Consider the following 22,754-nt stretch of genomic DNA (forward strand, 5'->3'; position numbering starts at 1 on the left):
TGATATCGACATGGAAATATAAAAAGGAAATATAATGAAAATGATGAGAAAAACATTGTTGGCTTCAGCAATGCTTACTCTATTTAGCGTCAGTGGTTATGCAAAAACACCTATTGATTTAGGCGTAGTTAATGAAGACAAACTCATTGAAATGCTAGTTAGACAAGGCTTAGTCGACCAAGATGCAACCGATGCGGCAAAGCACGATGCGCTTGACCGTTATTTGAAAAATAAAATCAATTCCGATTTCAAAGGCGATGCTCAATTCGGAAAAAAAGCACTTGAGCAACGCGCAAAAATACTCAAAGCCATAGAAAAAGTGTCTGGTGTTAAAAAAGCGAGTGTCTTTGCTTTAGAAGTCGGCACCAAGCGTACCGACAAAGTACTCGCTCTATTGGTCGATTTCCCTGATTTGAACTGGGATAACAACAAGTTGACCGAAGAGCACACGCAGATGCTCTACGAGAGCTACAACCCAGAGCATTATCAAGAACTGTTGTTCTCAAATTCTGGCTACACAGGGCCCAACGGCGAGAACCTAATCTCGATGCGCCAATATTACCAAAGCGAATCAGGTGACAGTTACAGCGTTGCAGGTCAAGCTGCGGGTTGGTATCGCGCCTCTAAGCCTGCGTCATTCTATGGTGGTAACTCCCCTACCACCGACAACGACTTAAACGCACAAGAACTGGTTCGTGAAGCGCTGAATCAACTGGCTCAAGACCCGAGTATCAACCTTGCCGATTACGACATCGAAGATCGTTACGATTACGACGGTGACGGAAATTTCCGCGAACCCGATGGTGTGATTGATCACCTGATGGTGTTTCATGCATCGGTAGGCGAAGAAGCCGGTGGTGGCGTGTTAGGCCCTGATGCGATTTGGTCTCACCGATTCAACCTTGGTCGCACTCATGTACTGGAAGGTACCTCTAGCTCTCTTCCTGATCGCTTTGGTGGCCAATACGCGGCGTTTGATTACACCATTCAACCGATTGATGCAGCTGCAGGTGTCTGTGCTCACGAGTATGGCCATGATTTAGGCTTACCAGACGAGTACGACACGCAATACACAGGCAAAGGCGAACCGGTTTCTTACTGGTCAATCATGTCTTCGGGCAGTTGGGCTGGTCAAATTGGCGGTACACAACCAACGGCATTCAGCTCTTGGGCAAAACACTTCCTACAGAAATCGATTGGCGGACGTTGGATTAACGATGATCAGATCTCGATTGATTACCTAGAAGACAATCCACAAGTGTATACGCTGTTCCAAACGACGGATAACAGCCGTCCGAACATGATTAAGGTCGATCTTCCCGAAAAGCAGATTGAAAGCCTGAAACCCTTTGAGGGCGAGTATTCGTTCCACTCTCAAAAAGGCGATGATCTGAAAAACAGTATGACTCGCAAGTTGGTGATCCCAGCGGGCGGTTCTGCTTTGCTTTCGTTCAAAACTTGGTATGAGATTGAAAAAGACTACGACTTTGCTCGCGTGCTAATCAACGGACAAGCCATTGCTGGCAACATTACCTCAATGGACGACCCATACAATACTGGCCTCGTTCCTGCTATTGGCGGCGAGTCTGGCGGATGGATAGACGCTGAGTTCGACGTTTCACAATGGGCAGGCCAAGAAGTTGAACTGTCTTTTGAATACATCACCGATGGCGGCTTAGCAATGGAAGGCTTCTATTTGGATAACCTTGCTGTGGTTGTCGATGGTGAAGTGACCAATATAGATGATGGTGAGAGCAACTCCACCTTCGCCCTTAATGGTTACAAGCTGAGTAATGGATTCCATCAAGCGCAGCACTACTATCTATTGCAATGGCGCAGTCACATGGATGTTGATGAAGGCCTAGCGAACATCAAACGCATGGGGCAACTGATGTCATTCGACCCAGGCTTGATCATTTGGTACGTGGACGAATCACTAACTGACAACTGGGTAGGTAAACACCCTGGTGAAGGTTGGTTAGGCGTGGTCGATGCAGACCAAAATACCATGGTGTGGGCAAACTCTGGTGAAGTGGCTCAAACACGTTACCAAGTTCGAGACGCTGCGTTTTCACTCAAAGATCATACTCCAATGCGTCTTGTAAACAGCGACAATGATGTGCTCGAAGATACCAGTTTGGTTGGCAATGCGAGCTTCTCGGATGACCAAGATTACACATCGCCTCAAGCACCAGATTCAGGACGCATCCTGACGGAGTTTGGTTTAGCGGTCGATATTGTGAATCAAAGTGATAACAACGAATACGGCGTGGTCCGCTTATCTAAAGTAAGCCAACACAACGTCGCTCCTACTGCGAACTTCGAGCTGAATGTGACTGGCCTGAACGTTTCAGCACGTAACTTCAGCTCAGACCAAGACGGTGAGATCACCCGTTACCTGTGGGACTTCGGCAACGGCACAACAAGTAACGAAGTGGCTCCAACTTGGTCTTACGAGCAAGCGGGTGAATACACGGTGAACTTGACTGTTGTCGACGACAAAGGCGCTACCGATTCATTTAGCTCCGTAGTGAGTGTTGAATCTCCAAACGCCCTTCCAGAAGCGAGCGCGAAGTACATTCACTTGGGCCGCTGGGTAACCATGTGGTCTACAAGTTCAGACAGCGATGGTCGTATTGTTGATACCGAGTGGACACTTCCAAACGGAAAGGTGAAACGAGGTCGCACATTCACGTCAATCTTCCCTTCATACGGAAAGCACGAGGTGACACTGAAGATAATCGATGACCAAGGTGGAATTACCACCAAAACGATTTTGGTCGACCTGTAAATCATCGCAGGCTCTGTCATGCGTATTTGCAACACAAGCTTAAGTACTGTTGTTACAGGATATAAGCCAAGACAGCAGTTTTAAGAAAACGTTATTATTTAAGCCGTAAGCAAAAGCCCTACCTTATTGGTAGGGCTTTTTATTTGTCTGTGTTTGGATAGCATCATTAGCACTGTAAACCGGTTACCGTAGCACTAACGTTCAATTCTTCAGCCGTTCAACTGGTCCTTAAACCGGTTGTTTTTGAATGTGTGATTTACGTGCGCTGAACGCGAACAACAAGATAACAGCTAACACGAATGGTAAGACATAGATATTGAGGTTCTGCCATCCAGCTGTCGATTCTAACCAACCAGAAAGCATGGCGGTAATCGTCACACACCCAAACACAACAAACTCATTAAACGCTTGTGCCTTGGCTTTGTTCTGCGATTGGTAAGACTGACTAAACAAGCCCGTTGCCGCGATAAACATGAAGTTCCAACCGACACCTAACACGACCAAGGCCGCTCTAAAGTGCCAAATAGATTCGCCATGAATGTTAATCGCGATACAGACAACGAACAGCACCCCACCCGCCAAGATCATCATTCGTGAGCCAAACTTCTCGATAAGTGAGCCAGTAAAGAATGCAGGTACAAACATGCCCAGCACGTGCCACTCAATCACACCCGCCGCCTTGGTAAAGTCAAAGCCACAACCAATCATTGCTAATGGCGTTGCTGTCATCAGGATATTCATCACCGCATAAGCGACCATGGCAGCAAACACGGCACCAATAAAGTTAGGCGATTTAACTATCAAACTGAGAGGATCGGATTTAGGCGCCTGACTATTAAAGGACACTTTTGGGAATTGAATAGTTTGTAAGATGAGTAACGCAAGAATGTTCAATCCAATCAAAGAAGCAAAAGCACCAATGTACAAGCCATCTTGCGACCACTGTTGAGACATAATAGCCAAATTTGGCCCCAATACTGCTGCTAGAACGCCACCAGCCATAGAGATAGATATCGCTCGATGACGGGCATTTTCATCACACACCTCGATTGCAGCAAAACGATAAAGCGTGCCAAAACCTATGCCTATCCCAAGTAAGAACGTAGCGAAACAGAACAGATAGAAGTGTTGTTGAGACAGTGCGTAGGTGGCAAGACTAGCTCCTGTAATGCCAACCACATTACCAATGCTAAATCCTCGCTTTCTCCCTAACTTGCCTGAAATTAAAGATGCAGGAATAGTGGCTGCCATTAAACCCAAAAACTGCAGTGCAACCGGCAAGGTGATCATGCTGACACTGGGCGCAATCTGCTTACCGATCAAACCAATCACAGAGATCAGTAATATGTTACCCGTCATCAACAAGGCCTGACACAGTGAAAGCAGCCAAACATTTCTATTCATCTTCGTTCCTAAATATGAGCACAGTTGGTCAATAGACCAAAAAATCAACAAAGTCGCAACACTTTGTTACTCATAGCAACTCTACAAATCGACCAGTATAAAGTGTTACCACCATATGACTTTGATTAGCGTTACTTAAGACACTAGAGTTGAAATTATCATTACTTAAGATAATAATAATTTTCTGTTATTTATTGGCTTTGTTGTTTACAGGCTCTGTGATTTATAAGTCTTGTTATTTATAGGCTTTAGCATTTGAAGGTGAGTATGATTAATCCACTTTGGCTCAATACGTTTAAGACTCTGGTTGAAGTTGGACATTTCACCCAAACGGCAGATAAGTTGTATATGACACAACCTGGAGTCAGCCAACACATCAAGAAGCTTGAGCAAGCTTGTAATTGTGACCTGCTCTCTCGAGAAAATAAGAGCTTCGAGCTGACCGAACAGGGTCGGATTATGTATCGCTATGCGCTCAAACTAGAGAAAGACCAAGAAGATCTTTTTGAGTCTCTGAGTTTTGATAATCCTTATGCTGGGCAATGTCACTTGTCTTGCTCTGGTTCACTCTCTTTGCGTCTGTATCCCAAGCTTTTGGAACTTCAACAGCAACACCAAGAGCTCAGCATTAACTTAGAAGCCGCTCCAAACAAAAAGATATTGAATGACCTAATCGAAGGCACTACCGATATCGGCATTGTTAGGCATTCCCCGAACGACAGTTACTACCAAAGCCAAGTCATCGGCAAAGAAGCACTGTGTCTTATTGTTCACCACAGCCTTGCTGATTTAGAGGTAACGCCACAAGTACTTCATGATATTGGCCTGATTGCGCACCCAGATTCTGCACACTATCTGTCTTTGTATTTCGACCTTTGCGGAGATAAAGACTTAGCGAGCATCAACGTTAATGAAATACCAAGATCTGGCTACATCAATCAGCTTCACCAGATCTTGCTACCCGTATCAAAAGGATTAGGTTTTACCGTGTTACCGGCTGGCGCGGTTGAGCACTTCCCAGATAGAGACAAGCTACACGTTGTTCCGCCAAAGGTAGAAGTTGAGGAAACGCTGTATTTGGTTCAAAAACGAAACCGAAAACTGCCGCACCGATACGATACGGTTGTTGAATTGATCAAACAGAACGTGAGTGGTTAGTTCGGTATAGATAGATTTAAAGCCTTTAGCTAGCTCGTTATTTCGCTGTAAGAGCTAAAGGCTTTAATGTTGAAGTGATATTTATAAAAGACAACTACTCAGAAGCGCCAAGTCCCTCTTTGGCTCGTTCAAAGTCATAATTATCTAACGCACTTTGAACATCTTTGAGAACAACAGAATGTGGATACTGTGCCAGTAACTCAGTCACATATTGAGTTGCATCGTTATCATAAGCATCCAGCAGTGATAGCAACTGAGCATGCTGTTCTGACGTGATGCTCGGTGAATCAGAGATATCAGCAAGACTCGCATCGGCTTCTTCAGTACTTGTCGTATTGAATCCCTCAACACCAGGCACATCAAAGCTTCTCTCAACCACTTTAGTCAATTCGATTAATCCAAGTTCGCCTTGCTTAAGATCCTCTTCATCACACGCCTTGTTATGAGCTTTGCTTTCTAAATCACTGAGTAACTCTGCCAATCGCAATCCACCAATCGCAGCTGCCATGCTTTTTAAGGTATGTAGATTACGCTCTAACGTCTCCCATTCGCCTTGTACTAAATTATCGAAAGCTTCCGACATCATGTCTGGCGATCCTTGGCAGAACCTATCAAGCATTTTGGCTTGCAGCTTCACATCATGATAAGTCAGTTGCTCAAACCTCGACTGAGAGAAAACTGGCGGTTCTATGTGAGTATCGGAGTGTAATTCCGCACTCTCAACAGAATCACCTGTCTGGATCGCATCTGAAGATGTGTCTGATGGCGCTCGACCTTCAACTAAGACCTCAGGAACAATGTATCGAGTAATCAAAGACATCGCTTTATCAATAACAATTGGCTTATCCAAGAAGTCCATGACGCCCGACGCCCTCGCTCGTTGTTTCGCATCAGCAAAAACATTGGCCGACATTGCAATAATCGGTACATCTGTATTGAATTCACGAATCAAACGGGTAGCTTCAAAGCCGTCCATAACCGGCATTTGAAGATCCATGAAGATTATTTCGTAGTCGTTGTTTTTAGCTAGCTCCAGCGCTTCCTTTCCGTTTTCAGCAAGATCGGCATTTAATTTGGAACGACTGAAAAATGCTAAGGCTAAATCTTGGTTCAACTCATTATCTTCAACCAGTAGAACTCTTTGGCCTTTGAACTCTATCTGATAATCCAACTGCAACTCTTGGGCTTTGAAGTCGGCTAACGCATCCGAGCTTGATCGTGGCAATGTCAGTACAAAGGAGAACTCACTGCCTTGCCCGTAAACACTCTCCACCGTAATTTGACTGCCCATCGCATGCACTAATTTCTGGCTAATGTTAAGCCCAAGCCCTGTACCGCCAAACCGACGTGTTGTTGTGGTATCGGCTTGGCTAAAGGCTTCAAACAGCTTGTGACGGTTCTCATCCGAGATGCCTATCCCGGTATCCATCACACTCACCTTCATGGTTAGGCTGCTATCGTTCGAGTCAACATGCTCCACCGTTAACGCTACGCTGCCTTTTTCCGTAAACTTAATCGCGTTGCCCACAAGGTTGAGTATGACTTGGAACAACCTCAAGGGATCGCCTTGCAATGGCGTGTCTAATTCTGGGTCGATGACCATCGACAAATTGAGCTGCTTCTCAGCCGCTTTCGACTCCATCAACTCAATCACATCTTTAAAGGTCGTCACGGGATCAAACGGGATGTTATCAATAACAAGTTGCCCTGCTTCTATCTTTGAAAAATCAAGGATGTCATTGATGATGCTGAGCAACGAATGGCCAGAACGGTGCACTTTCTCGATGTAATTTCGAGCGACGGGATTAGATATTTCGCCAATCGCCAGATAAGACAAACCAATAATGGCGTTCATTGGGGTTCTTATCTCATGGCTCATATTAGCTAAGAATTCCGATTTAGCTTGGCTCGCCAAATCGGCTCTCTGTTTCTCTTCTTCCAATTGCTCATTAAGGCGCTTCATTTCAGATATATCGAATGCCCAAAATAGTGTGGCGACTTCACCATCAAGTACAAGCTGGTAGTAACTAACAAGAGCGACAAAACGACTTCCATCAAACTTCCTAAGCACTAACTCTCGGTTTACTACTTTACCTTTGAGGTTGAGCTCTTTGTATAGCGAATCACGATCAGACAGAGAGTCATAAATAGTTTTAATATCGATAGAGTGCAACTCTCTCCGTTGGACTCCAAACAGACGTTTCGCAGTATCATTCGCATAACGAACCTGATCCCCGACAACCACACTCGCAGCTATAGGTGAAGTGTTCAGAATGTTATAAAGCTGATTTTGGGCTTTTTGAAGGGCTTCGGTCGCTTCCTTAGCAATACTTATCTGCTTCGCTAATTTACGATTCCAGAAAATAATAAGAAGAAGGATCACCAGAGAGAAAACCGAAATGGTGTAAACCAATTGATAGTCAACTCTTTCTATCGCTTTGGGTGCCGCCCATTTTGCTGAGATCTTCTGGTGTTCTTCAGCCGAGATACTGCCTATCGCTTTATTCACAATAGACAACAGTAATGGTTCAGACTTGATGACATGCAGAGTTGGCGACAGGAAGAAATCTAATCGGCCGATAATGCCAATCCCTCGATAGCCAAATGAGTCGATTAGGTAAGTTAGGACATCAACGGTATCAATCATCGCATCAAACTCACCCGACTCGACGAGCTCTAAGCCGTCATTAGTCGAGGACACCATCGCCCAGTTGATCTCAGGGTAACTATCCATGATAGCTCCTGTATTGGCTCCCCCCTCTAAAATACCTATTTTCCATCCAGCAGCTTCTTCTAAGACAAGGCTATTCACATCTCGTCTTGAGGCAATGGCCAAGCGACTAGAAAATAACGGTTTACCCGCCTTCACACTCTCGCTAAGTGAACGATTCTCCACAGCGGCCGAGACAAGGTGCACTTTTCTATGGTCAACGAGACGTCGAGTCTCCTGCCAACTGCCGACGTCAACATGTTCCAAGCGTAAACCTGTTTTCTGTTCGATCAGCTTTAGGTAATCATCGATCATGCCGATGTATTCCCCTTTGCTCGATACTGCTTCATAAGGCAAAGAGTTAGGATCAATACCGATTTTTAATACTGGATGAGACTTTATCCACTGACGTTCATTTTGACTAAGGTTAAGAAGTTCACCGGCTAAACTGTTTGATTGATAAATATCTGAAATATAACGCTTTGCACCATCTCCGAATGAATTGAACTGCTCAATGGCTGGGAAATATACATAGCTTCCTTCCACGGAATCCACATCGAAATAGAACGTCATAAACCCAGCATTGGTGCTGCCCGTCTGCGTTTTATAGCCAGCGCCTTTCGTCACGGATGACAATTTAGAGGTGTTTTTCTTGTCCAATGATGACGTTGATACATCTCCTAGGAACCAAGATTCAAGCGGTCGCTTATTATTATCAGCCAGTGCCGAAATAACCATGAAGGTATTATCTGCATCAAATATGTCAAAAATCTTAGGCAATTCGTCAAAGCGGTCATTGACGATAAAGTACGCTGAGATTTGAGCAATAATATCGGCCTTCTTCAAAACTGGAGTCAGGTCGTTCTTAATTTGTCTTCTAAGGATTGGCTCAAACTCACCGTCTTCCCTTTTCAGGTTTGCCAATGCGGCGTTGAAACGGTCTCTTAATTCCGCCCCCCTGAAATCCACGTAGATGGGATAACTGACTTTATAATCTTCATGGAGCTGAATCTCGCGCATTTCAATAAACCGGGTATTGGTAACAAACCAGGTTAATACGCGCCTTTCTACCATCAGGAGATCAACATTTTGAGCTCTCAGTTGGGAAAATGCCGACTCTAAGCTGTCGAGATCATCTATCCGATCAATGCTCAATTGGCTTTCCAAGACTTCTACGGAGTTTTTAATCGGCGATGTTTCATCGAACAGCAAAGCACCCAATGACAAATTTTTTGCCGACTTCAAATCCAGCTTACGCCTCTTTAATGACACTGGCACAAAATCAACATCCATCACCTTGTCACTGACAAAGTGCAATGAAGAATCATCCAGTTGAACGCCAGAAACAAACGATATTGAGCTATTGCTATCGATGGCTTGACGAGCCGCACTACGAGGCAAGGTGACAACGTCACCCAGTCGATACCCCATATCGTTCAAAGCCCTTTGCATAATGTCATGCTCTAAGCCAACAGAAGTACTGTCTGGATACATGTAAGGTGGGTTGCCGAATCCAAATACACCTTTAATGGGAGAGCGATAAGGTGAGTCATCTAACCATTTAGATAAAATACGGTTCTTTTTACCGATATCAAACGTTGCAATCTGTTGATTCAACAAGTTAAGCAACTCATTGTCGTTTGAACGAATAACCATGGCTGCTTTGATACTCTTCCAGCGATCAAGTACATGGTTGACCGCTAAATTCTCTACTCCGCTTTTATGAGCAAGATCCATGGTGGTTACAGGTTCAGCCAGTAAGCCATCAACCGACCCATCTTCTAATGCACGAATAGCATCAATGGCCGTATCGAACTCAACTCTCTCAATCGAACTAAGCTGCACGCCAGATCGCTCAAGGTCGATGCTTTCACGAACCATGGCAATTCGTCTCTTGGCCTCTTGCTCAATTTTATTGTTGAGGTGGTCATCGGTAGGAAGAATGACGGCAATTTGGTACGAGATATAAGGATCGGTTTGAAGGAAACGACCTCCTTCGCTGGGATCAAACTGTTGAAAAGGAAACACATCGCCTTTCCCGTCTAACAAAGCTTGCTTTGCTTCAGCGTGAGAATCTACGCTGATGAAGTTGGTTTTTACGTTGAAACGCTCTTCAAGATCGTAAGCCCAATCTCGAATAATCCCGTCGACTTTTCCGTCATCACCAATAAATGAGTAAGGATAATGACTGGATAGCGCAACAAACGTGATTTCACGATCAGGGTCGTGCCATAGGTTTGGTTGTTGCTCTGGAGCCGCCTCTGCGTTGACGCTAGCGGCACGAACAACGAATACAACAAACAAAATTATGGCGATGACATAACGCTTACCCCACTTACCCCACATCTGCCAGAGGTCACTCATCTTTGAACTTCTCTTTAATCTCTAGAATCTCAGGCAATTTAATGAAAAACAGATCAACGATAGTCGGGTCAAAATGCTTACCTTTCTGCTCAGTGATTAAGGCCAAAGCATCTTCGACACTCCAAGCTTTTTTATAAGGGCGTTCTGCAGTCAGTGCATCAAACACATCAGCCACAGCAGCGATTCTGCCAACCAATGGGATGTCTTCCCCTGCCACTTGACTTGGGTAACCAGAACCATCCCATTTCTCGTGGTGATACTGCGCCACTTGAATCGCCATGCGCATCAGTTTTGAATCACTTTGCTGCCCTAAAATCTCCACACCATACTCGACATGTTTCTGCATGATCGCCCACTCTTCCGCATCGAGTTTTCCGGGCTTAAGTAACACGTTGTCAGGGATACCTATCTTACCAATATCATGCATTGGTGCCGCGTCTCGGAGTGTTTCGGCATCTTCGTCAGTCATACCTAGCGCCTTGCCCAACACCTCACAGTAGTGGCTCATGCGCTTAACGTGCATACCCGTTTCGTTGTCTTTAAATTCCGCTGCTCGACCTAAGATATTGAGGGTCTCAAGTTTGCCTAGATTGATCTCGACGGTTTTGTCTTTCACTTGATGGAACAGTGCTCGTTGTTGGTCATACAACGCGATGTGGGTTTTGACACGCTGGAGCGCGATTTCAGGCGTGATCGGTTTCGTTAGGTAATCGACAGCGCCTAAAGATAATCCTTTCACTTCGGCTTCTGGACCAATTTTGGCGGTCACGAAAATGATAGGAATGTGAGCCGTATTCGGCTGAGCTTTAAGTTGGCGGCATACCTCGTAACCATCAATGTCAGGCATCATGATATCAAGGAGGATAAGGTCTGGCTGCGGCACCATCTTCGCAATCTTGATACCAATTGTGCCGTTAATCGCTACTTTCACTTGATAAGTATCTTTGAGTATTGCCGTTAACACATCCAAGTTACTTGGGGTGTCATCCACGACTAACACTATGGGTTTCCGACTCATTGATACCTCGTATACAAATCAAACAGTTATAACCATAGTGTAGATGGGTTTTCGCACCTCTCAATATCAAAATGACAAATGTTTGTTAAAAATGAAGGATAGATCTTCGAGTGACATCAAATTAACACCTTGAATGGGTAAGATGTCAAAAACTCGACGGGAATTAGCTTATAAAACAATGAACTACATACGCATCTATTATCACATCACCTAAACAACCCCGAAGAAAATAACTATTGCGGCCTACTGTTAGTCGCTCTTTCACCAGCAAAACCTGAAGTGAATAATCAATAGTTGAACATGATGACAGCTCGCCGAACTGGATCACAGGAACAGATGAAAAAGTGACTATCCAGTGGCCTGGTTTACATCAAATGCAATCTATTTCACTTCGTAAAGAACAACGGAATTAGCCTCGATTCTGTGAAGTTTTCTTATCAGAATAAATCCATTCAGATAAACCTTTTCTATTTATATCGATTTAAAAATCACTTTAATAAAAGTGAAATATTCAGTTCATAACCTCCCCTTCGACAACTTAATAAGTCTAGTCATATTTTACTGAGCTTGAATAATCACAATGTTTTACTTGAACACTAAAACCCTTTATTCAAACACCGACATTATTCGAATGAATAATAGATTAACTGGAGATATACCGTGAAATTGATTAAATCTACACTATTGTCGTCTTTATTGGTTGCGGCAACTTTCAACGTTTCTGCAAACACGACGATCAATGGTGCAGGTGCCACCTTCCCTCATCCAATCTACGCAAAGTGGGCTGAGCAATACCAACAAGCAACTGGTATTCAAATCAACTACCAAGCGATTGGTTCGGGCGGCGGCATTCGTCAAATCACAGCTAAAACCGTTGATTTCGGTGCAACAGATGCACCACTAACAATTGATGAACTCAACAAGGAAGAGATGATTCAGTTCCCAATGGTGATGGGCGCAATCGTACCGGTTGTAAACATCCCTGGCATTGAAGCAGGTGAAATGAAGCTAACAGGTGAGCTGCTTGCAGATATCTACCTAGGCAAAATTGACAATTGGAATAATGAGCAAATCGTTGCATTAAACAGCGACCTTACTATTCCTTCTCAACCGATTTACGTTGTCCACCGTTCAGATGGTTCTGGCACAACTTTCAACTTTACTGAGTACCTTGCTCAAGTAAATGATGATTGGAAAAACCAAGTTGGTGTTGGTAAAGACATCACTTGGCCACGTCAGGCAACAACCATCGGCGGTAATGGTAATGCTGGTGTAGCTAACTTCGTGAGCCGTACTCGTGGCGCGATCGGCTACGTAGAGTACGCATTCGCGAAGCAAAATGACCTAACTCATACGCAAATGGACAGTGCAGAAGGTAAATTCTTGCAGCCAACGATGGAGACGTTCCAATCGGCAGCAGCAAATGGTGACTGGGCAAGCGCTCCTGGCTACCACCTTCTACTGAACAACCAACCAGGTGCTGACTCTTGGCCAATGACGGCGGCAACTTTTATCTTGATGCATAAAGACCAAAAAGACGCAGCCAAAGCTCAAGAGATCATTAACTTCTTCAATTGGAGTTATGAGAATGGCGCTGATGCCGCTGAAGAGTTGGATTACATTCCAATGCCTAAAGCGGTCACTAAGATGGTAAATGACACTTGGTCACAAGAGCTAACTACCGATGGCAAAGCCATTCTTAATTAATCGATGAATTCGTTCATTGAAACTAATATCAACTTTTAATTGAGACCCAATACCGCTCGTTGTGATTTTTATTGAATATATCTTCTTTGGAATAGCTTCTTTAGAAGAGCTTCTTTTGAATAGCTACTAGCGGTATTTATCTTACCTATGAATAAAACAATGACTATTAAAAGATTAGATGGTGATTCAATTTTTGAAAAATTGAGTTTTACTTCTTCTATTCTTATTTTTATTGCACTAACTGGCATTATCATTTCTTTAATTGATGGCGGTTGGAAAGCATTTTCTGAATTTGGCCCTGGCTTTGTTTTCAACAATGTCTGGGATCCGATTAATAGTAACTTCGGTGCAGCCTCTGCTATTTACGGCACACTGGTTACTTCCTTCATCGCAATATGTATAGCGGTTCCAGTTGCCTTAGGCACTGCAATCTTTTTAGCAGAATTAGCACCCAAGTGGATCAGCAACCCTGTGAGCAAGGCTATTGAACTACTCGCAGCAATTCCGAGCATCATTTACGGCATGTGGGGCTTGTTTGTCTTCGCACCTTGGTTCTCTGAAGGCTTCCAGATGTGGGCTCTAACAAACTTATCTGGCATCCCGATTCTTGGTACTTGGTTCAGTGGCCCGCCTATTGGCATCGGCTTACTTAGCGCGGGCATCATCTTGTCATTCATGATCTTACCTATCATGACGGCGCTAACCCGTGATGCACTTCGCTCAATACCAGATGTTCTACGTGAAGCCGCATACGGTGTCGGTGCTACGCCATTCGAAGTCATCACTAAAGTGTTGCTTCCTAAAGTAAAAAGCGCAGTAGCAAGCGCGGGGATCTTAGGTTTAGGACGTGCATTGGGTGAAACCATGGCGGTGGCATTTGTTATTGGTGGTGCAAACCGTATTGAAACCTCACTGTTTATGCCTGCAAGTTCTATTTCATCGACAATTGCTCAGCAATTTAATGAAGCGACAAATGAAGTTCACATCTCTTCGCTAATCGCGCTAGGTCTTGTGTTATTTGCGATCACTTTCATTGTTATGGGCGCTGCCCGTTTCCTTTTGAAAAGAGGTAGAGCATGAATCTAAGAAAGTTTAAAAATGGCCTCTTCTATGCGTTCTGCATTGCTGCAACCGCAACGGGTCTTATCGTACTCTCGAGCATTCTTTACACCCTAATCGGAGAAGGCATCAAGGGGCTGAAATGGAGCCTGTTTACTGAACTAACTCCAGCTCCGGGCAGTGAAGGCGGCTTGAAAAATGCGATTTATGGCAGCTTGATTCTAACTGGTATGGGCATCGCGATTGCAGCTCCGCTTGGTGTGTTGGCTGGTACTTGGCTATCTGAAGCACCTAAAGAGAACAAAACAGCTGAAACACTACGCTTTCTTAACGGTATGTTAGTGAGCGCACCTTCTATTTTGGTTGGCTTGTTCATCTACGCGGTGATTGTGGTTCCAATGGGTTCTTACTCAGCATGGGCTGGAGCAATCGCGTTAGCTATTCTGGCTTTGCCTGTGATCATCTCTTCAACAGAAGAAATGTTAAGACTGGTGCCACCAACGCTAAAAGAGGCTGGTAGTGGTTTGGGCGCTCCAAAATGGCGTGTGATTACTAAGCTCAGCTACCGCGCTGCAGGCCCAGGTATTGTAACGGCTATCTTGTTGTCGGTTGCTCGAATCTCAGGTGAGACGGCTCCCCTGCTATTCACAGCATTAAACAGCAGCTTCATGACTACAGACATGGGTGCGCCAATGGCGAACCTACCAGTGACCATTTATCAATTTGCGATGAGTCCTTATTCATCGTGGCAAGAATTAGCGTGGGCAGGTGCCCTACTGATTACTTCATTCATTCTATTTATCAACATCCTAGCGACAAGCTTGCCTAAATACCTGAAAGCGAGAAAAGCATAATGACTGCAATGACTAACTCATTAGTAAACGACAACTCTTTCTCAAAAGGTCTTGATACCCTGTCTACTGAGGCAACCAATGACCAAGCAATGACTTGTCGCATGCAAATTAAAGACCTGAGCTTCTTCTACAATAAGAACCTGCCAGCGTCGTTAAAGAACATCACCATGCCGATTTACAACAACAAGGTGACGGCACTGATCGGCCCTTCAGGTTGTGGTAAATCAACGCTATTGAGAACCATGAATCGCATCTACGATTTGTACCGTACTCAATATGCAGAAGGCGATATCCTGCTTGATGACGAAAGTATTCTAGGTTCGATTGACCTCAATGAACTTCGCTCAAAAGTCGGAATGGTTTTCCAAAAGCCTACCCCGTTCCCAATGTCTATCTACGAGAATATGGCCTTTGGTCTGAAACTTAAAGGTGGCTTTAGCAAGGATGAAATCGATACTCAAATCGAGAAAGCACTTAAGCGTGCACATCTATGGGAAGAAGTGAAAGACAAGATGAACACGGATGCTATGGGCTTGTCGGGTGGACAACAGCAACGCTTGTGTATTGCTCGTACTATCGCTTTGCAACCTGAGGTAATCCTAATGGATGAACCGACGTCTGCACTCGACCCAATTGCGACTGCCGCGATTGAGGAGCTGATTACCGAGCTTCGTGAGAAGTACACCATCGTTATCGTGACTCACAACATGCAGCAAGCGATGCGTATTTCTGACCACACCGGTTTTATGTATCTTGGCGAGTTAATCGAGTTTGGTGAAACCGACCAGATATTCAAAGCGCCAAAGCATGACCGTACTCAACGCTATATTTCTGGTGATTTCGGCTAACTGAGTATTCAGTAACTAAAATGCACTCGCAAACGAACCAATAGCGACAAACAAAAAGAGCTCCTCATATGGGAGCTCTTTTCATTCAACGGCTAGAAAGCAAAACAGCCGAGTTATTCAGTAATCTAACGACCAGAGTAATACATACAGATTCGAACGCCATCGAACTCACGAATCTCAAATGGGATCTCGTAGATCGATTCCATTACTGATTTTTCAACCACTTCCGAAACCTTACCCGACTTAACCACTTTACCTTTCTTCATCGCGACAATGTTATCCGAGTAGCAAGAAGCGAAGTTGATGTCGTGAATCACGATAACCACCGCTTTATTGAACTCATGCGCCAAACGACGAAGCGTCTGCATGATTTCAACAGAGTGTTTAATATCAAGGTTATTCAGAGGCTCATCTAAGAACACATAATCCGTATCTTGTGCCACAACCATCGCGATAAACGCCATTTGACGCTGACCGCCACTCAACTCATCAAGGTATTTGTTTTGGATGTCAGTAATGCCAAGGTGTTCTAGTGCTGTGTCGACGATCTTATGATCTTCGTCTTTCAAGCGACCTTGAGAGTGTGGGAAACGACCAAAACAGACCAACTCACGAATCGTAAATCGCATATTGATGTTGTTTGATTGTCTTAACACGGCAAGGTGCTTCGCTAGCTCTTTAGTATCCCACTCAGCCAATAACTTATCGCCAATGACCACTTCACCCGCGTCGCTGTCGGTTAAGCGGCTCGCCATTGAAAGCAGTGTACTTTTACCCGCACCATTTGGGCCAATGATAGAAGTCACTTCGCCTTTCGGGAACATAGCACTGGCATCATCCACCACGAGTGACTTGCCATACTTCTTACTTAAACCTGTTAATTTAATCACTACTTACTACCTTTACTGAATTCTGGTGCGTAACAACAAGAACATAAAATACAAACCGCCGACCAAGTTAATGATCACACTCACTGTGGTTTCAAACGCCATCACTTTTTCGATAAACCATTGGCCAGAAACCAATAGCACGATCGCTAGTAAGCTGCTTGCGATGATAAGCACACGATGCTGATAAGATCGGAATATCTGACGAGCTAAGCTCACGGTGATCAAGCCAAAGAACAGCACAGGGCCAACCAGAGCTGTCGACACCGCAACCATCACTGACACAATCACCAAAGTAATCTGAGTCAGTCGCTTGGTGTTCACGCCCAAGCTTGTCGCGTTATCAACACCAAGCCAAAGTACATCGAGCTTAGGCGCCAACAGCCACAGGCCAAGTAAGCTCAAACCCAATGGAATAAGGCTGAGGTAAACCAGTTCGCCTTTCACGTTATTGAAGCTTGCGAACATCACATTCTGCAGCACCGCGAATTCATTGGGATCAATCAACATCGCCAAGAAGTTAGACAAACTCGAGAATACGCTGCCACATACGATGCCTATCAACAGCAGTGTGAATACGTTGTTTCGCTTGCTCTTAAAGTAGAAATGGAACAGAGCAAACGAGAACAAGATCATCACAGTCACAGACATCGAAAAGTTTGCGATTGAGTCAATTACCCAGAAGCTAGCACTGCCAAACACAAACAGAAGTACCGTTTGTACCAGCATATACAAGCTGTCAAAGCCCAAGATGGATGGGGTTAGAATTCGGTTATTAGTAATGGTTTGGAAAACCAATGACGACGCCGAGATCGCTACCGCCGCCAACACAATCGACAGCAGTTTTGGTAGTCGCAGAGACAAGAAGAACTCGTAGTTATCCCACGTAAGTCCCTGCCCCACAAATACTGCCGCCATACACAAAGACGCGATGGCCAGAATCGCAGTTTTTACTGAATCACGCATTCGACTTTTCTCTCATGATTAGGTAGATAAAAATCAAGCCACCAAAGATGCTGATTACCATCGAGATTGGTATCTCATAAGGGAAGATGACGATTCGAGCTAACAAGTCACAAACCAATACCAAGATCACGCCCCAATAGGCTGTCCAAGGCAGAATCTTCTTCATGTTATCGCCCATCATCAGCGACACGATATTCGGCACGATAAGGCCAAGGAATGGGATAACACCGACGATCATCACTACAGAAGAAGCACAGATAGCGACCAATGCAACACCAATGAAGACGATCTTCTGATAATTCAAGCCGATGTTTTTCGCAAAGCTCTCGCCAATACTCGCCGCACTGAACTGACTCGCGAAGTAGTAAGCCAACACACAAGCAGGCACTGCGAGGTAAAGAATTTCATAGCTGCCTTGCAACACACTCGCAAAGTTCGCCATTGTCCATGCCGACATGGTTTGTACTAAGTCGTACTTATAAGCAATAAAGGTTGTTAGAGACGAAACAACGTTGCCATACATAATGCCAATCAAAGGCACCAACACCGCATTCTTGAACTTCAGGTGTTGTAGAAAACGGACCAATAGCATGGTGCCAAACACTGCAAACGCGAAGATAAAGCCTAAGTAGCTCCATTGCGCAGCATTGCCTAGTACTAGAATGCCGACTATGTAGCCCAACATCGCACAGTCAATCGTGCCCATAGTCGAAGGCGCGGCAAACTTATTCTGCACGATCTGTTGCATGATCAAGCCAGCGACACTCAAGCCCGCACCGGCCAGCACAATCGCGAACAGTCGAGGGATTCGACTAACAACATAAATAGAGTTGGCGTGTTGGTTGCCATTGAAGAAGTCACTAAAACTGATTTCAGCAACTCCAATCATCAATGACGCAACACATAACACAACAAGAAATACAGCAGCTGCAATGGGTTTCAACATAGAAATAATACTAAAGGTAGGTCTCGGGTAGCCCGTATAAAAAAGTGAAAAAGGGCTTATAAGAACACTCTTATAAGCCCGAAAATCTGATGGTTAATAACTATTGAATCGTACGTTCAATGTCACTAAGCATTCTGTGAATCGCCGTCACACCGCCACCAGCCAGATACCAAGCACTTGAATCAAGGTAAACGATGTTGCCGTGCTGCGCTGCAGGTGTTGCCGCAACCAGTGGGTTATCAAACAGTTGTTGAGCGCGTCCTTCTGATTTGCCAATCGCTTTTTCGCGGTCAAGCACGTAAAGCACTTCCGGTTTTGCATCAGCAATGTATTCAAAAGAGATTAGGTTGCCGTGTGTTCCTTTAATCGGAGCCACGGTTGCACTCTTTGATTCCACGAAACCAAAGTCATCAAAGATGATAGAGAAACGGCTGCCTTTGTTGAACATCGCAATGTTGTTGCCGTTGTTCATTAGCATCATTGCTGAAGTTTCGTCAGACGCTACTTTGTCGTTTACCGCAGTAATAGAAGCTTGAGTCTCTTTAATGATCGCTTCGACTTCAGCTTGCTTACCAAAGATGTCGCCTAGCGCGCGCCAGTTTTGCTGAGCATCAGCCCAGTACTTGTCGCCTTCAATAGAGAACATGATAGTAGGAGCAATTTGTGTCAGTTTGTCGTAAACCTTAAGCATGCGGTTTTCCGCGATGATGATGTCAGGCTTCAACATGTAGATAGCTTCAAAATCAGGTTCGCTTAATGAGCCTGTATTTGCCGTCGTATCTTTGTACGAAGCTAGGTAATCAGGCAGCAAGCTATGAGGCGCGCCAACTGGCTGTACACCAATTTTATCAAGCACGTCTAAGCTACCGTGGCCTAAAACCACCACTCGCTGTGGTACTTCAGTAAACTGCGCTGTGCCTTTTACATGCTCAATGGTGACGGTTTCCGCATGTGCGGTCATCATGAATGATGATGCTAGAACGATGGCAAGCCCGCTCAATAACTGGCGAACTGAATTGATTGTTTTCTTCATGTTTCTTCCTTTGCCATTGATACAAACCACCACTCATGACAATGAAAGTCACATTACTCATAGACGAGCATGGGGCGTACACAACTGCTAAATAACGATAATTTAAAGTCTGTCATTGGATTGACAACAAACTTGTAACGCAAGTGAGAACTATTATCAATTATATTTGCACTAAATTGGCGACACAACAACTTTATTATTCAGAAACGTAAAAGTGAGTATTCATATTTTGTTAGGCTGCTAACAATGGCAGGTATGAATGCACAAAAACGGCGATATAACGAGGATATGGAATGGAGAAGCCAAGAAGAGAACACACCAATGGACCACGATATTCTTTGCGTGAACCATAACAACGGCTGGTGCAATTTTATATATTAACTAGCCAAATCAATTAGATATAAAAAGTAGCAACACTTACTTAAGCATGCTCGAATGCACTTCTTTTCCGCGACGAGTGAGGGAGTAAATACGGCTTTCTCCTTTTTTCACCAATCCACTATTCACCAATTGCCTTAAATGGAAATTGAACTTGGTATGGTCTTCAATTCCCACAACGCGGCATAAATCCATAAATTTTAACTTCTGATGAATACTCAAGTGATTCAACACCGCACGTCGAATTGGGTTAGCTAATGCACTAAACACCTGGTCGTTACTGCGCTCTTCCACAGGAGTCTGTGGAGATCGTTCCGCATAAACCCTTCTAAGGGTTACCGACAGTGCCGCCAAATTAAAGGGTTTGGTTAAGAACTCGTCCGCCCCTTTTTTCATTGCATCAACGGCAACATCCACAGTCGCGAACGCCGTGGTGATCACAATCCCGATTTTAGGTTGCAATCGGCGCAAGTTAGATAAAGCTTCAACACCTGTCATGCCACCCATCACCACATCAAACAAGGCAAGATCAAACGTCTCCTCCCCTGCTGCATCCAACGCGTCTTCTGCATTATCAAACGCAACAACGTCAAACTCTTCGAGTGCCAGCGCTTCGACCAACACTTCTCTTAATTGCTCATCATCTTCTGCAAGCAATAGCTTTAATTTCATTGGGTTGCCTTAGGTAGTTGTAGTCGCACCATGAGACCGTTCTCAATATTATGCAACGTAAGTTCACCATGATGTTGCGTCATGATTTGTCGGCAGATAGCCAGCCCCATTCCTGTTCCTTTTCCTACCGGCTTAGTGGTAAAGAAGGGTTGCATCACTTTCTCGATCACATCTTCTGGAATAGCAGGACCACGATTGGTGAGCTCTATAATCACATTAGAGCCCAATGGATACGCCGAGATAGAAATACTCTTGGTATGCTCACTCGCATCAACGGCATTAACCAGTATATTGACGAGCACTTCTTCTAGATGAGTCGCGTCGCCATGCACTTGCAGCTTCTTACTAACATCCAATTCGATATCAAAGTCTGACAGTCGGTATTCCACCAGCGAAAGCGACGATTGACATAAACCTCGCACACCTACAGCTTTGAATGACACCTTTCGATGGTGGGCATAATTCAACACTTCTTGGCTGATATGGGCTGCGCGCTCGATACCACTGCGAATCCTCACCAATTGCCTAGCCACATTCTCATCATCAGGCAGTCTTTTCTCGAGTAAGTCACAACTCATCATTGCGCTGCTCAGCGGTGTTTTCACTTCATGAGCAACAGCTGAAGTCAGCTCGCCTAATTCCTTAAGCTTTTCATCTTGAAACGATCGGTGCACCATGGCTTCAATTTGCAGTTCTCTTTCTCTATCGAATACTCGCAGCGCTTTCCACAAGAAATGAAGCGTTGCCAAAGCACACATTGTTCTTAAGAAGATAACCCAGATGCCGTATTCAGAGCTCAAAATGCCCGAAGTAATACCATAAAAGATCAAAGCAGCGCCGGTATAAACAAAAGGAGACGCAGCTTGGTGTTCAACATCATAAAACTGTTTGCCGTAAATGATCATGGTGACACCAGCCAACAGGCCGGAGCCTAAGCCGAACAACACTCGGATGTGGCTATTACTGATGTTGATATAGTCGGTAAATGCTTGTTCATCAAAGCGATCAACTAAGCTCAAAGTAAACGCGACCAGCAACAGTCCCATGAAGGTCTTGCCCCACTTCACCCAACGCCAGTCAAACAGATCCAGCATTTTCCACCCAAAAGCGCCTAAGGCGAGGTAAGAAAAGAGTAACTTGAAAACCTTGAAGAGTTCGATCGACTGAGAACGTTGAAATTGGTCTTGATAGAGAATCAAATAAAGCTCAGACCATTCATGAACACCATGAACAAAGCCAAAGATGGCAAGGATCGGGAGAAGTTTGGAGATACTGATCTGGCTGTTTTTATAGTTTCTAAAGACAACAGAAAAACCGATGGCGAAGAAAGCCAAACCGTAGATCAGATAAAGGGTAAATACGACTAATATATCCATAAGCATTAAGTGTAAACAAAGCCCTCAAGCCCTGCAATCACAACACTTGACCCAAAAGTTACGATTTGTAATTTACAATGTAAAGATGATATATAACAGCCACTTAATCTTCAGTAGATTTGCCGTTTTAATTTAAACCACTAATGATAATGAATACGAACAGACGCAAAGCTAAGTCTCAGTCAGAGATCATGGTCAATTCCCTGACCTTCGCTCATTTAACCTTCAATAAGCTATGGCAAATCACTCAAAAATATTTTTTAATTTAATTGAAAATAGGGTTGTAATTTTAAAAACTAGGCGTATAGTTCGCCACCTGGCTCTAATCTATAGAGCTGTTAATGCTAAAGTAAGTCCAAGTTCCACATAGACAGTTCTCGATTCCCTCGTTACACCATCTCTGCGTCAGCTTTCACCCAGATAGTCATTCAATAGCTTTTAAATTCGATCCTACTACCGTTCTATTCGTCATTTGCTCTTTTGTCAGCGAAGTCAGAATAGATCGATCACTTAAATACAAATGTAATAAACACAAGGCACAATTATGTCACGCAGAACAACACGACAAACCCATTGGTACCAA

At 44.3% G+C, this 22,754-nt stretch carries 15 protein-coding genes; 6 read left to right on the forward strand and 9 right to left on the reverse strand.

The genetic code is table 11. The features are described 5' to 3' along the window. Window positions 1-34 precede the first annotated feature (34 nt). Window positions 35-2,791 carry an immune inhibitor A domain-containing protein gene (locus tag IQQ51_RS14710; RefSeq protein WP_193841472.1) on the forward strand — a complete coding sequence of 919 codons (2,757 nt, stop codon included), beginning with the start codon at window positions 35-37 and terminating at the stop codon, window positions 2,789-2,791. A 228-nt stretch (window positions 2,792-3,019) separates the two neighbouring features. Here IQQ51_RS14710 and IQQ51_RS14715 read toward each other — a convergent pair whose 3' ends face one another. After that, on the reverse strand, window positions 3,020-4,195 hold the full coding sequence (locus IQQ51_RS14715; RefSeq protein WP_193841473.1) for an MFS transporter: 1,176 nt from the start codon (window positions 4,193-4,195) through the stop codon (window positions 3,020-3,022). 267 nt (window positions 4,196-4,462) lie between these two features. On the opposite strand from IQQ51_RS14715, the gene IQQ51_RS14720 reads away from it, so the two are divergent. Then, a complete protein-coding gene (locus IQQ51_RS14720; RefSeq protein WP_193841474.1) occupies window positions 4,463-5,353 on the forward strand; it encodes a LysR family transcriptional regulator in 891 nt (296 codons plus the stop codon). Between the two features lie 94 nt (window positions 5,354-5,447). Here IQQ51_RS14720 and IQQ51_RS14725 read toward each other — a convergent pair whose 3' ends face one another. Together IQQ51_RS14725 and IQQ51_RS14730 are read right to left on the reverse strand one after the other, a co-directional pair. After that, entirely contained in the window at window positions 5,448-10,427 is a 4,980-nt protein-coding gene (locus IQQ51_RS14725; protein WP_193841475.1) for an ATP-binding protein, read from the reverse strand. Next, window positions 10,420-11,445: an HD-GYP domain-containing protein gene (locus tag IQQ51_RS14730; RefSeq protein WP_048610920.1), complete on the reverse strand. Its 1,026-nt coding sequence runs from the start codon at window positions 11,443-11,445 to the stop codon at window positions 10,420-10,422. Before IQQ51_RS14730 ends, IQQ51_RS14725 begins: the two co-directional genes overlap by 8 nt. A 660-nt stretch (window positions 11,446-12,105) precedes the next feature. Here IQQ51_RS14730 and pstS point away from each other — a divergent pair. The 4 genes from pstS to pstB all read left to right on the forward strand — a co-directional run bounded on the left by pstS (window position 12,106) and on the right by pstB (window position 15,913). Beyond that, window positions 12,106-13,152, forward strand: a complete 1,047-nt coding sequence (gene pstS, locus IQQ51_RS14735; protein WP_048606161.1) for a phosphate ABC transporter substrate-binding protein PstS — start codon at window positions 12,106-12,108, stop codon at window positions 13,150-13,152. Between the two features lie 159 nt (window positions 13,153-13,311). Next, window positions 13,312-14,232 (forward strand): phosphate ABC transporter permease subunit PstC, encoded by a 921-nt coding sequence (pstC, locus tag IQQ51_RS14740; protein ID WP_197278255.1) that lies wholly within the window; start codon window positions 13,312-13,314, stop codon window positions 14,230-14,232. After that, entirely contained in the window at window positions 14,229-15,065 is an 837-nt protein-coding gene (pstA, locus tag IQQ51_RS14745) for a phosphate ABC transporter permease PstA (protein ID WP_048606157.1), read from the forward strand. The genes pstC and pstA overlap by 4 nt, the downstream gene beginning before the upstream one ends. Window positions 15,066-15,154: 89 nt before the next feature. Beyond that, the gene (pstB, locus tag IQQ51_RS14750) at window positions 15,155-15,913 is read left to right on the forward strand and encodes a phosphate ABC transporter ATP-binding protein PstB (protein ID WP_416222612.1); all 759 of its coding nucleotides are present in this window, start codon (window positions 15,155-15,157) and stop codon (window positions 15,911-15,913) included. 125 nt (window positions 15,914-16,038) lie between these two features. Here pstB and IQQ51_RS14755 read toward each other — a convergent pair whose 3' ends face one another. The 6 genes from IQQ51_RS14755 to IQQ51_RS14780 all read right to left on the reverse strand — a co-directional run bounded on the left by IQQ51_RS14755 (window position 16,039) and on the right by IQQ51_RS14780 (window position 22,171). Continuing rightward, the gene (locus tag IQQ51_RS14755) at window positions 16,039-16,803 is read right to left on the reverse strand and encodes an ABC transporter ATP-binding protein (RefSeq protein WP_017061894.1); all 765 of its coding nucleotides are present in this window, start codon (window positions 16,801-16,803) and stop codon (window positions 16,039-16,041) included. Window positions 16,804-16,815: 12 nt separating this feature from the next. Beyond that, a complete protein-coding gene (locus IQQ51_RS14760; protein WP_193841477.1) occupies window positions 16,816-17,766 on the reverse strand; it encodes an iron chelate uptake ABC transporter family permease subunit in 951 nt (316 codons plus the stop codon). Continuing rightward, on the reverse strand, window positions 17,759-18,712 hold the full coding sequence (locus IQQ51_RS14765; protein WP_193841478.1) for an ABC transporter permease: 954 nt from the start codon (window positions 18,710-18,712) through the stop codon (window positions 17,759-17,761). The genes IQQ51_RS14760 and IQQ51_RS14765 overlap by 8 nt, the downstream gene beginning before the upstream one ends. Window positions 18,713-18,812: 100 nt before the next feature. After that, on the reverse strand, window positions 18,813-19,745 hold the full coding sequence (locus IQQ51_RS14770) for a siderophore ABC transporter substrate-binding protein (RefSeq protein ID WP_193841479.1): 933 nt from the start codon (window positions 19,743-19,745) through the stop codon (window positions 18,813-18,815). A 417-nt stretch (window positions 19,746-20,162) separates the two neighbouring features. After that, window positions 20,163-20,795: a response regulator gene (locus IQQ51_RS14775; RefSeq protein WP_048610910.1), complete on the reverse strand. Its 633-nt coding sequence runs from the start codon at window positions 20,793-20,795 to the stop codon at window positions 20,163-20,165. Continuing rightward, entirely contained in the window at window positions 20,792-22,171 is a 1,380-nt protein-coding gene (locus tag IQQ51_RS14780) for a sensor histidine kinase (RefSeq protein WP_193841480.1), read from the reverse strand. Before IQQ51_RS14780 ends, IQQ51_RS14775 begins: the two co-directional genes overlap by 4 nt. Window positions 22,172-22,754 lie beyond the last annotated feature (583 nt).

Source organism: Vibrio sp. OPT18, from assembly GCF_015163615.1.
Lineage (GTDB): Bacteria > Pseudomonadota > Gammaproteobacteria > Enterobacterales > Vibrionaceae > Vibrio > Vibrio coralliirubri.

Bases quoted from the DNA above. Each gene is read 5' to 3' on its own strand.
- IQQ51_RS14710 (WP_193841472.1), top strand. From the start codon at position 35: ATGAAAATGATGAGAAAAACATTGTTGGCTTCAGCAATGCTTACTCTA.
- IQQ51_RS14715 (WP_193841473.1), bottom strand. From the start codon at position 4,195: ATGAATAGAAATGTTTGGCTGCTTTCACTGTGTCAGGCCTTGTTGATG.
- IQQ51_RS14720 (WP_193841474.1), top strand. From the start codon at position 4,463: ATGATTAATCCACTTTGGCTCAATACGTTTAAGACTCTGGTTGAAGTT.
- IQQ51_RS14725 (WP_193841475.1), bottom strand. From the start codon at position 10,427: ATGAGTGACCTCTGGCAGATGTGGGGTAAGTGGGGTAAGCGTTATGTC.
- IQQ51_RS14730 (WP_048610920.1), bottom strand. From the start codon at position 11,445: ATGAGTCGGAAACCCATAGTGTTAGTCGTGGATGACACCCCAAGTAAC.
- pstC (WP_197278255.1), top strand. From the start codon at position 13,312: ATGACTATTAAAAGATTAGATGGTGATTCAATTTTTGAAAAATTGAGT.
- pstA (WP_048606157.1), top strand. From the start codon at position 14,229: ATGAATCTAAGAAAGTTTAAAAATGGCCTCTTCTATGCGTTCTGCATT.
- pstB (WP_416222612.1), top strand. From the start codon at position 15,155: ATGACTTGTCGCATGCAAATTAAAGACCTGAGCTTCTTCTACAATAAG.
- IQQ51_RS14760 (WP_193841477.1), bottom strand. From the start codon at position 17,766: ATGCGTGATTCAGTAAAAACTGCGATTCTGGCCATCGCGTCTTTGTGT.
- IQQ51_RS14765 (WP_193841478.1), bottom strand. From the start codon at position 18,712: ATGTTGAAACCCATTGCAGCTGCTGTATTTCTTGTTGTGTTATGTGTT.
- IQQ51_RS14770 (WP_193841479.1), bottom strand. From the start codon at position 19,745: ATGAAGAAAACAATCAATTCAGTTCGCCAGTTATTGAGCGGGCTTGCC.
- IQQ51_RS14775 (WP_048610910.1), bottom strand. From the start codon at position 20,795: ATGAAATTAAAGCTATTGCTTGCAGAAGATGATGAGCAATTAAGAGAA.
- IQQ51_RS14780 (WP_193841480.1), bottom strand. From the start codon at position 22,171: ATGGATATATTAGTCGTATTTACCCTTTATCTGATCTACGGTTTGGCT.